General features: G+C 73.2%; 12 protein-coding genes and 1 pseudogene. 6 read left to right on the forward strand and 7 right to left on the reverse strand.

Going from position 1 to position 13,006, the window contains the following annotated elements; translation table 11 throughout:
- Positions 1 to 75: 75 nt before the first annotated feature.
- Complete coding sequence (locus tag OHB41_RS14360; protein WP_266698448.1) at positions 76 to 858, reverse strand: S1 family peptidase; 783 nt, start codon at positions 856 to 858, stop codon at positions 76 to 78.
- 311 nt (positions 859 to 1,169) lie between these two features.
- Here OHB41_RS14360 and OHB41_RS14365 point away from each other — a divergent pair, with 311 nt between their 5' ends.
- Together OHB41_RS14365 and OHB41_RS14370 are read left to right on the forward strand one after the other, a co-directional pair.
- Positions 1,170 to 2,066: a hypothetical protein gene (locus tag OHB41_RS14365; protein WP_266705866.1), complete on the forward strand. Its 897-nt coding sequence runs from the start codon at positions 1,170 to 1,172 to the stop codon at positions 2,064 to 2,066.
- 100 nt (positions 2,067 to 2,166) lie between these two features.
- Complete coding sequence (locus OHB41_RS14370; RefSeq protein ID WP_266698449.1) at positions 2,167 to 3,396, forward strand: ankyrin and HEAT repeat domain-containing protein; 1,230 nt, start codon at positions 2,167 to 2,169, stop codon at positions 3,394 to 3,396.
- Between the two features lie 224 nt (positions 3,397 to 3,620).
- Here the strand turns inward: OHB41_RS14370 and OHB41_RS14375 are convergent, their stop codons facing one another.
- The 3 genes from OHB41_RS14375 to OHB41_RS14385 all read right to left on the reverse strand — a co-directional run bounded on the left by OHB41_RS14375 (position 3,621) and on the right by OHB41_RS14385 (position 5,995).
- Complete coding sequence (locus OHB41_RS14375; protein ID WP_266698450.1) at positions 3,621 to 4,136, reverse strand: hypothetical protein; 516 nt, start codon at positions 4,134 to 4,136, stop codon at positions 3,621 to 3,623.
- Positions 4,137 to 4,281: 145 nt separating this feature from the next.
- Complete coding sequence (locus tag OHB41_RS14380; RefSeq protein ID WP_266698452.1) at positions 4,282 to 5,235, reverse strand: SDR family oxidoreductase; 954 nt, start codon at positions 5,233 to 5,235, stop codon at positions 4,282 to 4,284.
- Position 5,236: 1 nt separating this feature from the next.
- Entirely contained in the window at positions 5,237 to 5,995 is a 759-nt protein-coding gene (locus OHB41_RS14385) for an SDR family oxidoreductase (protein WP_266705868.1), read from the reverse strand.
- 113 nt (positions 5,996 to 6,108) lie between these two features.
- Here OHB41_RS14385 and OHB41_RS14390 point away from each other — a divergent pair.
- From OHB41_RS14390 to OHB41_RS14405, 4 genes and pseudogenes are all read left to right on the forward strand, one after another.
- Positions 6,109 to 6,858 (forward strand): annotated as a pseudogene (locus OHB41_RS14390) (enoyl-CoA hydratase family protein); the annotation flags it as partial.
- A gap of 164 nt (positions 6,859 to 7,022) precedes the next feature.
- On the forward strand, positions 7,023 to 7,880 hold the full coding sequence (locus OHB41_RS14395) for a CoA transferase subunit A (RefSeq protein WP_266698453.1): 858 nt from the start codon (positions 7,023 to 7,025) through the stop codon (positions 7,878 to 7,880).
- Positions 7,877 to 8,650, forward strand: a complete 774-nt coding sequence (locus OHB41_RS14400) for a CoA-transferase subunit beta (RefSeq protein ID WP_266698455.1) — start codon at positions 7,877 to 7,879, stop codon at positions 8,648 to 8,650. Before OHB41_RS14395 ends, OHB41_RS14400 begins: the two co-directional genes overlap by 4 nt.
- Positions 8,650 to 9,786, forward strand: coding sequence for an NAD(P)H-dependent flavin oxidoreductase (locus OHB41_RS14405; protein WP_266698457.1), 1,137 nt, complete (start codon positions 8,650 to 8,652; stop codon positions 9,784 to 9,786). Before OHB41_RS14400 ends, OHB41_RS14405 begins: the two co-directional genes overlap by 1 nt.
- 525 nt (positions 9,787 to 10,311) lie before the next feature.
- Here the strand turns inward: OHB41_RS14405 and OHB41_RS14410 are convergent.
- The 3 genes from OHB41_RS14410 to OHB41_RS14420 form a co-directional block, all read right to left on the reverse strand.
- Positions 10,312 to 11,469, reverse strand: a complete 1,158-nt coding sequence (locus tag OHB41_RS14410) for an acetyl-CoA C-acetyltransferase (RefSeq protein WP_266698458.1) — start codon at positions 11,467 to 11,469, stop codon at positions 10,312 to 10,314.
- A gap of 22 nt (positions 11,470 to 11,491) precedes the next feature.
- Positions 11,492 to 12,103, reverse strand: a complete 612-nt coding sequence (locus OHB41_RS14415; protein WP_266698460.1) for a TetR/AcrR family transcriptional regulator — start codon at positions 12,101 to 12,103, stop codon at positions 11,492 to 11,494.
- Between the two features lie 90 nt (positions 12,104 to 12,193).
- A complete protein-coding gene (locus OHB41_RS14420) occupies positions 12,194 to 12,985 on the reverse strand; it encodes an SDR family oxidoreductase (RefSeq protein WP_266698461.1) in 792 nt (263 codons plus the stop codon).
- Positions 12,986 to 13,006 lie beyond the last annotated feature (21 nt).

Below are 13,006 nucleotides of genomic sequence, written 5' to 3' on the forward strand. Positions count from 1 at the left end.
TGTCCGTGAGCGCGGCGCGGGCGTCCGTGAGCGGGTCGCGGACGCCCGCGCCGTGTCATGAGGGCGACCGGTCCGCTACAGGGTGGAGGCCGCCCTGGCTATGGCGGCCGCGAAGGTCGAGACCTCGCTGTAGACGCCGGGGTATCCGGGCTCGGCGCAGCCCTGGCCCCAGCTGACGATCCCGACCTGGACGAACGCGCCGGAGTCGTCCTTGCGGAACATCGGTCCGCCGGAGTCGCCCTGGCAGGTGTCGACCCCGCCCTGCTGGACGAACCCGGCGCAGATCTCGTCACCGGGCACGAGGTCGCTGCCGTAGGCCTGCTGGCAGGCGGCGTCGCTGACGAAGGGGACGGTGGCCTTGAGGAGGTAGCGCTGCTGGGCGCCGCCCTCGCGGGTGGCACCCCAGCCGGCGATGGTGAAGTTCCCGTTGTTGTAGGCGGTGGTGGTGGCGATCTTCAGGGTGGGCTGCTCGATGGGCGTGGCGAGCTTGATGAGGGCCCAGTCCTTGCCCTTGCCGTTGTAGCCGGGTGCCTGGAGTACCTTCGTCGACTTGACCTTGACGGCGCTGGTGCTCTGCAGGTCGACGACGCCGGCGGTGGCGGTGATGGAGGTGTTGGTGCCGGAGCCGTTCACACAGTGCGCGGCGGTCAGCACGATCTGCTTGGTGTAGAGGGCACCGCCGCAGCCCATGGAGAGCCGGACCATGAAGGGGAACTCGCCCTGCGCGGCGCGGGTTCCGCCGACGACGGGCGCGGGCGCGGCCTGCGCGGAGACGGGCTGGAGCGAGACGGCGGCGAGGGCGACGGCGCCGAGGGCGAGGAGTCTTCTGAGGCCCGTGAACTTCTTCGGAGACTTCAACGTGCTTCCTCTCGTGGGGGGTCGAGGCCTGGCGGCGGCACGCACCACGCGTCCTGCGGTATGCCGAGGCAGCGGGAGCCGTGCGGTGAACGGCACGACGCGCAGCACGACAAGCCAACGAAATGGCATGTACCCGCCAATCCTTTGCGCATTATTGAGACGCCGGAGCGCCCCGGCAAGGACCGCGTTTCGGCCAGCCGCTCCCCGGCGCACGCCGTCGCACCCCCGCGACCGCGCGCACTCGTCCGGCCGCTCGGTGGAACCCGGCTTAGAGTGGAGTGCGGATGGCGGCGCCTTCAGGGGGTGCGGACGTGGCGAACGGCGGACCCGTCGAGCACGGCTACCCGCACCTCGACACGGTGCGGGCCTCGATCACCGCGCTCTACAGACGGCTCTCGTACGACACCGTCCACACCTTCGCGACCAGCGTGGCCCCTGTCGACGTGGCCTTCGCGGACACCGACGACCTGTACCTGGGCGCGCAGCGGGTGGCCCGCGAGATGGTGCGCCACTACCACCTGCCGGACGCCCGGATGATCATCGGCTTCCGTGAGATGACCCATGCGGCGAACGTCGAACTCACGGCGGGCCCCGAGTACTTCGTCGAACTCAACGACCGCTTCCGCACCCATCGCAGGGACATCGGCGCCGCACTCGCCCACGAGGTGATGCACGTCTATCTGCACCGCCTCGACCTCTCCTTCCCCGGCACCCGCGACAACGAGATCCTCACGGACACCGCCGCGACGTACCTCGGCGCGGGCTGGCTGCTGCTCGACGCCTACCGCGAGGACGCGGCCTCCTCGCAGAAGCTCGGCTATCTCACCCCCGAGGAGTTCGGCTACGTCCTCGCCAAACGCGCCCTGGTCTTCGGCGAGGACCCCTCCATCTGGTTCACCAGCCCGCAGGCCTACACCGCGTACACGAAGGGCATGGCGAAGGCCCGCGGCGACGAGCAGCAGCCCCCGCTGACCGCGGCCGGCTGGGCGGGCCGCCGCCGCTACGCGAAGGACCGGCGCCATGCCCAGGACCACCCCGTCGCCGGCCCGCACCCCGGCGTCCCCTACGAGTTCACCCCGGACGGCCGCGGCCCGCTGCGTGTCTCCTTCCCCTGTCCGACCTGTCACCAGCGGATCAGGGTGCCGGTACGGGGCCGGGTACGGGCGCGCTGCACGCTGTGCGGGACGGTGCTGGAGTGCGACACGTAGGGGGGTGCCGCGGCGCAAGGGGTGCGCGGGATCCGCAAGGTGAGTCAGAACACCCCAAAAGGCTTTGCCTCGCACGTCCTTCACGAGCGAGGGTCGAAGGATGAGCACGAACGACCCCGCGGCGCGCCTCCTCACCGCTGTGTACGAGGGTGACAAGGACGCGGTGGTGCGGCTGCTGCGCTCCGGCGCGAGCCCGGAGTCGGCGGACGCGGAGGGCGAGACGGCCCTGTATCTGGCCGCGGTCAGCGACCGGCCGGACGTCGTACGGCTGTTGCTGGCCACGGGCGCCGACCCGGACCGGCTCAGCCAGGGCACGGACGCACCGCTGTGCGGGGCGGCCTGCGGCGGCCACACGGAGGTCGTACGGGCCCTGTTGGCAGCCGGCGCGAGTCCCGACCGCGTGGAGGGGTTCGGATTCACGGCGCTGACCTGGGCGGTGCAGCAGGGCCGGGCCGCGGTGGTGACGGAACTGCTCGCGGCCGGCGCGGACCCCGACCGCCCGGGACCGACGGGTGAGCCCCCGATCGTGACGGCGACCCGCCGCGGCTCTCCCGGCTGTGTCCGCGCCCTGCTCCGGCAGGGAGCGCGGGAGCGGTCCGCGGCGCTCGCCGAGGCGCACCGCTGGCTGACCGTCGACGTGGAGGCCGCGCTGCGCGCGGGCCTGGAGCAGACCTACGGTCCCGGCCACCCGTCGGCCGTCCACCGCTACCCGGAGGACGGCGGCGTCACCGTCGAGGTCCAACTCCTCGACCCAGCCGGGCGTCCCGTGTCCGGCAACGACCAGCAGACCGGTCACGCCGCCATCGCCACCCTCCTGGAAACGTCCCTCGGCATCGCCGCCCCTGCCCCCGAACTCGCCGCCCGCGCCCTGCGCCGCGCCGACCCCGCCGACGACGACTGGACCGAGGCGGCGACGGCTCTCGGGCTGCGCGGTGACGAGGACACCTTCCGTGCGGCGGTGCTGTGGTGCCGCGGCGCCGAACCGCTCCGGCAGGCCTTCGGCGCGGACGTGCTGGGCCGGTCGCGCACGCCTCGCGGCCGGCAGGTGCTGCGCGAACTCGCCCGCGAGACCGAGCATTCCGTGGTCGCGCGAGCCGCTGTCGCCGCCCTGGGCCGCCGCGCGGACCCGGCCGCGCTCCCCGAAGTCCTGCGCCACGCGGAGCACCCGGAGCCCGCGGTACGCGCGGCGGTCGCCGACGCACTGGCGGGACTGCTGCCGGCCGGCCACCCCGAGGGCATCGAACGACTGCGCGCCCTGGCCGAGGACCACGACGCCGAGGTCCGCGCACGGGCGGCCCGCGCGCTGACGGTACTGCCCGGGGAGAGCTGATGGACCGACAGGGAGAACACACCGGCGGCGGAACGGCCTGTGGGGAGATCCGGCCGGCGGGGCAACCCGATCAGGGTTCGACGCGTTTTGCGGCAGCCGGGTACGGCCGGTCTCCGCGCACGAACTGCCCGTCCCCGCGCACGAACTGCTGGCCCTGGGACACGAGCTGCTGGCCCTGGGACACGAACTGCCGGTCCTCGCGCGGGGCGGGCGGGACGGCGGGCTCAGGCTCCGGCCGGTATCGCTCCGGTGGCGGTGATCCGACGCGCTCTGACGCGCACCACGGCGAGCCGGCACACGACCTGGGCCAGGGCCATCAGCAGCAGTGCGGCGGTCCAGGCGTCGGCCCCGGTGATCAGGTTGTCGCGGCTGAACCGAGCGACGCTGCCCTCACCGCCGTGGGTCGCCCAGAACTCGAATCCGGCGCGGGCCGCCATGCCGGCGATCCACAGGACCGCGGCGACCGCCCCGGCCCTGGCGATCGCCACGCCGTCGGACGCCCGGCCGAGCCGGGTGGCCGCGCCGCAGCCCAGGCCCAGGGCCGCGCCCGCGGCGACGGTGACGGCATCGAGGCGGACGTCGTGCCCCTGGGTCGGGAAGGACTTGAGGTAGTACGCGGCCGCGGAGGCGACGGCGGCCAGCGGCAACAGCGTGTGGAGCAGGGTCAGGCGGGTGCCGCGGATCTGCGGGATCACGAGAAGGATGAGAGCCGCGGAGATGATGTAGTCGGTCGTCGTCATGTCTTCGAGCCTGCCGTTCGCGGCGCAGCGCGTCCTCAACCACCGGGTTGAGCACGGGTTGGTTTCCGGCCTCCACCCAGGGGTTGAGACCGGCGTACGCGCAGGCCGGCGGACGCGGCCCGCGCGTACCGGCGGGACGGGTCCGTCAGCGGCCTCCCACCTGCTCCCCCGCCGCGACGCCCGCTCCCGCTCCGTACACCGCGCCGGGTTCCTCCGCGCGCGCCAGGAGTTCCAGGGCCGTCTCACCGGCCTCGGAGGGGCTGCGGCGGGCTCCGCTGTCCGCGCCCGGTCCCGGCCGCCAGCCCTCCATGACGGTGATGCGGCCCCCCTCGGTCTCGAAGACGCGTCCGGTGACGCCGGCGCTCGCGTCCGCCCCCAGCCACACGACCAGCGGCGACACGTTCGCGGGCGCCATCGCGTCGAAGGAACCGGCGTCCGGGGCCGCCATCTCCTGGGCGAAGGCACGTTCCGTCATCCGGGTGCGTGCCGCGGGCGCGATCGCGTTGACCTGGACGCCGTAGCGCCCCAACTCGGCGGCGGCGACCAGGGTCAGCCCGATGATCCCGGCCTTGGCCGCGCTGTAGTTGCCCTGCCCGAGCGAGCCCAGCAGACCGGCCCCGCTGCTCGTGTTGACGACCCTGGCGCGCGGCGTCCGCCCCGCCTTCGCCTCGGCCCGCCAGTGCGCCGCCGCGTGCTTCAGAGGCAGGAAGTGTCCCTTGAGGTGGACGCGCAGGACGGCGTCCCAGTCCTCCTCGTCGAGGTTGACGAGCATCCGGTCGCGCAGGAAACCCGCGTTGTTGACGAGGGTGTCGAGGCGTCCGTACGTGTCCAGGGCGGTGCGCACCAGGGACGCGGCACCCTCGGTGGTGGCGACGTCGCCACGGTGGGCCACCGCTTCGCCGCCCGCCGCGCGGATCTCCGCCACGACCCGCGCGGCCGGGCCGTCCGCACCCGGGGAGCCGTCCAGCCCGACCCCGAGGTCGTTCACGACGATCCGCGCGCCCTCGGCGGCGTACGCGAGCGCGTGCGCCCGGCCGAGTCCGCGCCCCGCGCCGGTGACGATCACGACCCGTTCCCGGCACAACAGCGGTCCGCTCATCTCAGTCCTCCTGGTAGGTCGGATCGGCCCGGTTGACGGTCGCGGCGTCGAGGAAGGCGGGCCGCTCCCCTCCCCCGTGGACGAGGAGCGAGGCCCCGCTGATGTAGGCCGCGGCGTCCGAGGCGAGGAAGACGGCGGCCTCGCCGACATCGGACGGGTCGGCGAGACGGCCGAGCGGGACGGTCCGGGAGACGGCGGCGACGCCGTGCTCGCCGCCGTAGTGGAGGTGGGACAGCTCTGTGCGGACCATGCCGACGACCAGGGTGTTGACCCTGATGTCGGGGGCCCACTCGACGGCCATCGAACGGGCCAGGTTCTCCAGGCCCGCCTTGGCCGCCCCGTACGCCGCCGAACCGGGCGACGGGCGTGTCCCGCTCACACTGCCGATCATCACGATCGAGCCCCCGGCCCGTCTGAGGTGCGCGTACGCGGCGAGCGACGCGGTCAGCGGCGCGACGAGGTTGAGCTCGATCACGCGCGCGTGCCGGTCGGCGCCGGCCTCGGCCAGGGGCCGGTACGGGGCGCCGCCGGCGTTGTTGACCAGGACGTCGAGCCGGGGCAGCGCATCGAAGAAGGTGTGCACGGCGGGCGGGTCGCGCAGGTCGACCGGGGTGAACTCCGTCCCCGCGACGGGCACTTCGGGGGGTCTGCGGGCGCAGACCAGCACTTTCGCGCCCGCCCTGACGAAGGCCCGCGCGATCCCGGCCCCGACCCCGCGGGTCCCGCCGGTGACGACTACGGTCCGCCCGCCGAGATCCATGCCGCCGTCCGTGCCGTCCACGTTGTCCACAGGGCCTCCCGCGCGGATGCATTCGCTGCTAGCTTCGAGACTGCACCTAACAAACGTTTGGTGGGAAGGTAGCTGATGCGTCCATGGGTGTCTCCACCTCGTCCCCGGAAAAACGGATCTCCGTCGTCACGGTCGACTTCCCGCCGGTGAACGCGCTGCCGGTGCGCGGCTGGTTCGACCTCGCCGACGCCGTGCGCGCCGCGGGCCGCGACCCCGGAGTCCGGTGTGTCGTCCTGACGGCCGCCGGGCGCGGTTTCAACGCGGGTGTGGACATCAAGGAGATGCAGCGGGAGGCCCTGGAGACCGGGGGCCACCACGCGCTCGTCGGGGCGAACCGCGGCTGCTTCGAGGCCTTCGCCGCGGTCTACGAGTGCGAGGTGCCGGTCGTCGCGGCGGTCCACGGATTCTGTCTGGGCGGCGGGATCGGACTGGTGGGGAACGCGGACGTGATCGTGGCGAGCGAGGACGCCACCTTCGGCCTGCCCGAGCTGGACCGCGGCGCCCTCGGCGCGGCCACCCACCTGGCCCGTCTGGTCCCGGGGCACCTGATGCGCGCGCTGTACTACACCGCGCGTACGGCGACCGCGGCCGAGCTGCACGCGCACGGCTCGGTGTGGAAGGTCGTACGGCGGGCGGAGCTCCAGGAGGCCGCCTTGGAGCTGGCCCGCGAGATTGCCGCCAAGGACGGCGAGTTGATCAGGCTCGCCAAGGCCGCTCTCAACGGCATCGACCCCGTGGACGTCCGTCGCAGCTACCGCTTCGAACAGGGCTTCACCTTCGAGGCGAACCTCAGCGGAGTGGCCGATCGCGTCCGCGACACGTTCGGCCGAGAGGCCCCGGAGGCGGCCACGCGGGCCGCCGGCACCCCGCCGCGCGAGGCACACGGGGCACACCAGGCACACCACGAACCCGAGGAGCACGGGAACCACGGCAACCACGGGAACCACGGGAACCACGGGAACCACGGGCGAGAGTACGGGAATCGGGAGGCCGCCCAGTGAGCGACAAGACCATGTCGGCGGACGAGGCCGTCGCCCGTCTCGCGAGCGGGATGACGCTGGGCATCGGCGGCTGGGGTTCGCGCCGCAAGCCGATGGCCCTGGTCAGAGCGCTGCTCCGGACGGGGATCACTGATCTCACCGTCGTGTCGTACGGCGGCCCGGACGTCGGTCTGCTCGCCGCCGCCGGACGGATCCGCAAGCTGGTCACCGCCTTCACCACCCTCGACTCCATCCCGCTCGAACCGCACTACCGCGCGGCGCGCGAGAGCGGCGCCTTCGAGCTGACGGAGGTCGACGAGTCGATGTTCATGTGGGGTCTGCACGCCGCCGCGAACCGGCTCCCCTTCCTGCCGGTGCGCGCCGGTCTCGGCTCGGACGTGATGCGGGTCAACCCCGGCCTGCGGACCGTGACCTCCCCGTACGAGGACGGGGAGACGTTCGTCGCCATGCCCGCTCTCCGCCTGGACGCGGCCCTGGTCCACATGAACCGCGCGGACCGCGCGGGCAACGGCCAGTATCTGGGCCCGGACCCGTACTTCGACGACCTGTTCTGCGAGGCGGCCGACACGGCGTACGTCTCCTGCGAGCAGCTCGTCGACCATCTCGGCACCGCCGCGCTCAGCAAGGAGGCCGCGCCGCAGACACTGCTGCTGAGCCGGTCGAGCGTGACGGGCGTCGTCGAGACGCCGAACGGCGCGCACTTCACCTCCTGCGCCCCCGACTACGCGCGCGACGAACCCTTCCAGAAGCTGTACGCGACCACACCGTACGACCGGTTCGCCGAGCGCTTCCTCGCCGGTGACGAAGAGGCGTACCAGTCCGCCGTGCGGACCTGGCACAAGGAGCGGCGATGAGCCCGGTCCCCGCGGTCACCCGCGCCGAGTACTGCGTGATCGCCTGCGCCGAGGCCTGGCGGGGCGACGGCGAGGTGCTCGCCAGCCCCATGGGCACGATCCCTTCCATCGGCGCCCGTCTCGCCAGGCGCACCTTCTCCCCCGACCTGCTGATGACCGACGGCGAGGCCCTGCTGGTCGGCCTCGACGGCACCCCCGAGGGCTGGCTGCCGTACCGCCGGCACCTCACCGCGGTGACCGGCGGACGCCGGCACGTGATGATGGGCGCGAGTCAGATCGACCGCTTCGGCAACCAGAACATCTCCTGCGTCGGCGACTGGGCCCGGCCGCGGCGCCAACTGCTCGGCGTGCGCGGAGCGCCGGTCAACACCCTTAACAATCCGACCAGTTACTGGATCCCGAAGCACTCCCGGCGGGTCTTCGTCGAGCGGGTCGACATGGTGTGCGGGGTGGGGTACGACCGGGCGGCCGCCGCGGGCCCGAGCGCCACCCGCTTCCACCGCATCCCGCGCGTGGTGAGCGACCTCGGCGTCCTCGACTTCGCCACGCCCGACCACTCCATGCGCCTGGCCTCACTGCATCCGGGCGTCACCGTGGAGGAGGTGCGGGAGGCCACGGGCTTCGAGCTGTGCGTGCCCGCCGATGTGCCGTACACCCGCGAACCGACCGCGCTGGAGCTGGAGTTGATCCGCACCGTGATCGATCCGGGCGCCGACCGGGACCGCGAGGTCGCGGGGCCGGCCCCGCGCGCCGGAGAGGCCGGGCGCTGATGGAGACCGCGCTCACCCGTCTCGTCGGCGTCCGTCACCCGGTCGTGCAGACCGGCATGGGGTGGGTCGCGGGGCCCCGGCTGGTCTCCGCCACGGCGAACGCGGGAGCGCTGGGCATCCTGGCCTCCGCGACGATGACCCTCGACCACCTGCGGGACGCGGTGCGGGAGGTCAGGTCCCGTACGGACGCGCCGTTCGGGGTGAATCTGCGGGCCGACGCGGGGGACGCGGGCGAGCGGGTGCGGATCATCGTCGAGGAGGGCGTGCGGGTCGCGTCGTTCGCGCTCGCGCCCTCCCGTGAGCTGATCGCCGAGCTGAAGGAGGCGGGGGTGGTCGTCGTGCCCTCCGTCGGGGCGCGCCGGCACGCGGAGAAGGTGGCCGGGTGGGGCGCGGACGCGGTGATCGTGCAGGGCGGCGAGGGCGGCGGACACACCGGCGAGGTGGCGACGACGGTGCTGCTGCCGCAGGTGGTGGACGCCGTGGACATCCCGGTGGTGGCGGCGGGCGGTTTCCACGACGGGCGGGGGCTGGTCGCGGCGCTGGCCTACGGGGCGGCGGGCATCGCGATGGGGACGCGTTTCCTGCTCACCTCCGACTCCACCGTCCCGGACGCGGTGAAGGCGGCGTATCTGGCGGCCGCCGTCGGGGACGTCACGGTCACGAGAGCCGTCGACGGACTGCCGCACCGCATGCTGCGTACGGAGTTCGTCGGCTCCCTGGAGCGGGCCGGCCGTGCGCGGGCGCTCGTCCGGGCGGTGCGCCGGGCGGCGGCCTTCCGGCGGGTGTCCGGTCTCTCCTGGCCCCGGATGGTCCGTGACGGCCTCGCCATGAGGCACGGCAGGGACCTGACCTGGAGCCAGGTGCTGCTGGCCGCGAACACGCCGATGCTGCTCAAGGCGGCGATGGTGGACGGGCGTACGGATCTGGGGGTGATGGCGTCGGGGCAGGTCGCGGGGGTGATCGAGGATCTGCCGTCCTGCGCGGAGCTGGTCGAGGGGCTGATGGCGCAAGCGGGGGCGGTTCTCCGGGGGCTTCCCGCACACCCCGGGTGTACGCACCCCGGTGTACAGCCGGCGCATGACCGAGACGCCGGGCATCCGCGAGGCCCGTGCCCGGCCGGCCGAAATCCTCAGTAGCCCCGGGGCCGAGGGGTAACCACGGTGATCATCCCGCCGAGGCGGACGCCCCCTCGCTGCCGCGGCCTGAGCGGCCCGGCGAACCTGCGTGGGGCAGAGCGCGCACGCGGGGCACCGACGACGTGCCTTCGCGCCGCAGAGGCGCAGAGGCGCAGAGGCGCGGAGGCGCGGAGGCGCAGAGGCGCAGAGGCGCAGAGGCGCAGACGCAGTGCGCTTTCCAGGGCACAGCGTCTCCGCCTCCTGGGCGGTGAGGCGCCCGGTCGCGATGTGTGCCGCGGCGGTGTGCTGGAGCCCGAGGACGGCGGCGAGCCAGTCCGGGGGAAGTGCCGGGTCGAAGTCGCCCGTGTGCCGGCCTCGCCGGATGAGCCGTTCGAGCCGCACGGGCGCGAAGTCATGGGGGTCGTCGTCGGGCCGCGGATCCCGGCCGCCGATGCGTTCCGCACGAGGGGATAGCGGACGAGGAACCGCCGGCCCGCGCCGAGGAACCGGGCCAGGGCATCCGAGCGGTGTCCGGCGCGAGCGCGGTCAGAGCCGTTCGATGATCGTCACGTTCGCCTGGCCGCCGCCCTCGCACATGGTCTGCAGCCCGAACCGGCCGCCCGTGCGCTCCAGTTCGTGCAGGAGCGTCGTCATCAGCTTCACGCCGGTGGCGCCGAGCGGGTGGCCGAGGGCGATCGCGCCGCCGTTGACGTTGACCTTCTCGGGGTCGGCGCCGGTCTCCTTCAGCCAGGCGAGGACGACCGGGGCGAAGGCCTCGTTGATCTCCACGAGATCGATGTCCCCGAGGGACATGCCGGTCTTCTTCAGGGCGTACGCGGTGGCCGGGATGGGCGCCGACAGCATACGGATCGGGTCCTCGCCCCGTACGGAGAGGTGGTGGACGCGGGCTCGCGGGGTCAGACCGTGTTCGCGTACCGCCCGCTCGGAGGCGAGCAGCATCGCGGCGGCGCCGTCGGAGACCTGGGAGGAACAGGCGGCGGTGACGGTGCCGCCCTCGACGACCGGCGCGAGGCCGGCCATCTTCTCCAGCGAGGTGTCCCGGCGGGGGCCCTCGTCGGCCGTGACCCCGCCGAGGGCGACGGTCTCACGGGCGAAGCGGCCCTCGTCGAGGGCGCGCAGCGCCCGTTGGTGGGAGCGGAGCGCGAACTCCTCCTGGTCGCGGCGGCTGATGCCCCACTTGGCGGCGATCAGTTCGGCGCCGTGGAACTGGTTGACGGGCCGGTCGCCGTACCGGGCCCGCCAGCCCTCGCTGTCGGCGAAGGGGCCGTCGGTGAGGCCGAGGGGCTCGGCGGCGCGGCGGGAGGCGAAGGCGATGGGGATCAGGCTCATGTTCTGGACGCCGCCCGCGACCACCAGGTCCTGGGTGCCGGACAGGACCGCCTGGGCCGCGAAGTGCACGGCCTGCTGGGAGGAGCCGCACTGGCGGTCGACGGTGACGCCCGGAACCTCCTCGGGGAGTCCGGCCGCCAGCCAGCAGGTACGGGCGATGTCCCCGGCCTGGGGTCCCACGGTGTCCAGGCAGCCGAGGACGACGTCCTCGACGGCGGCCGGGTCCACGCCGGAGCGCTCGACCAGCGCCCTCAGGACGTGTGCGCCGAGGTCGGCCGGGTGGACGGCGCTGAGGCCTCCCCCGCGTCGCCCGACGGGCGTGCGGACCGCTTCGACGATGTAGGCCTCGGCCATGACCACTCCTCCGCAGACGGGGCTAGGGACGTACGGAGATCCCGTCCAGCACCATCGACAGGTACTGCCGGGCGATCTCCTCCGGGCTGTGCTGTCCGCCGGGCCGGTACCAGGACGCGGCGACCCAGACGGTGTCGCGCACGAACCGGTAGGTGAGCCGGATGTCGAGGTCGGACCGGAAGGCCTCGGCGGTGACGCCGCGCTCCAGCGTGGTCAGCCACGCCTTCTCGAAGTTGCGCTGCGATTCCGCGAGGAACGCGAAGCGCTGCTGGGCGGCGAGGTGCCGGGACTCCTTCTGGTAGATCGCGACGGCGGCCCGGTGCCGGTCGATCTCCCGGAAGGACTCGGTGACCAGGGCCTCCAGGGTTTCCCGGGGGCCGAGTTCGGCGGCGAGGACGGTGTCGTAGCCGTCCCAGAGCTCGTCGAGGAAGGTCCGCAGGATCTCTTCCAGCATCGATTCCTTGGAGTCGAAGTGGTAGTAGAGACTGCCCGCGAGCATCCCGGCCTGGTCCGCGATCCTGCGTACGGTGGTGGCGTTGTAGCCCTGCTCGGCGAAGACCTCGGCGGCGAGGCCGAGGAGTTCACGGCGGCGCTCCGGGGTGGCGGTCACCTGGGGCTTCTTCTTGGTAGGCACCGGTCCATTGTGATGCCGGTGCCGCGGCAGGAGACGTCTGCCCGTGAAGGAGCGGCGTCCGGGCGGACGACGGGACTTTCGCGACCCGCCCTAGGCATGCTGGCTGCTGACGGCGACGACCTCACCGGTCATGTACGAGGAGTAGCCGGACGCCAGGAACACGATCACGTTGGCCACCTCCCAGGGTTGCGCGTACCGGCCGAAGACCTCACGGCCCGTCAGTTCCGCCAGCAGTTCGGGGGTGGTCACCTTCGCCAGGTGCGGGTGCATGGCGAGACTTGGGGACACCGCGTTGACCCGGACCCCGTAGGCGGCAGCCTCGATCGCGGCGCAGCGGGTGAGCGCCATGACCCCGGCCTTGGCGGCGGCGTAGTGCGCCTGGCCCGCCTGGGCGCGCCAGCCGACGACGGAGGCGTTGTTCACGATCACGCCGCCGCCGGCCTGCTCCTTGAAGCGCCGCAGTGCGGCGCGGGTGCACCGGAAGGTGCCGCCCAGGGTCACGTCGAGGACCTTCGACCACTGTGCGTCGGTCATGTCGACCAGGGCCGAGGTGCCGCCGAGACCCGCGTTGTTGACGACGACGTCCAGTCCGCCGTGGAGGTCGTCCGCCCGCGCGAACAGGGCCTCCACCTGTCCTTCGTCCGTCACGTCGCAGGGCAGCGCGGAGACGTTCCCGGCGCCGAACTCGGCGGCCAGGGCTTCCTCGCTCTCGTTCAGGCGGCGCAGGTGCGCGTCGCTGATGACCACCCGCGCGCCCTCCTCCAGGAGCCTGCGCGCCGTGGCTCCGCCGATGCCCGCGCCCGCGGCGGCCGTGACGACGGCCGTGCGTCCCCTCAGCAGTCCGTGCCCCGGTTCGTAGGCGGGAGTCTCGACGTCGCTCATACCGCCAAGCTAACCTACCAA

Origin of the sequence: Streptomyces sp. NBC_01571, from assembly GCF_026339875.1 — a bacterium.
GTDB lineage: Bacteria > Actinomycetota > Actinomycetes > Streptomycetales > Streptomycetaceae > Streptomyces.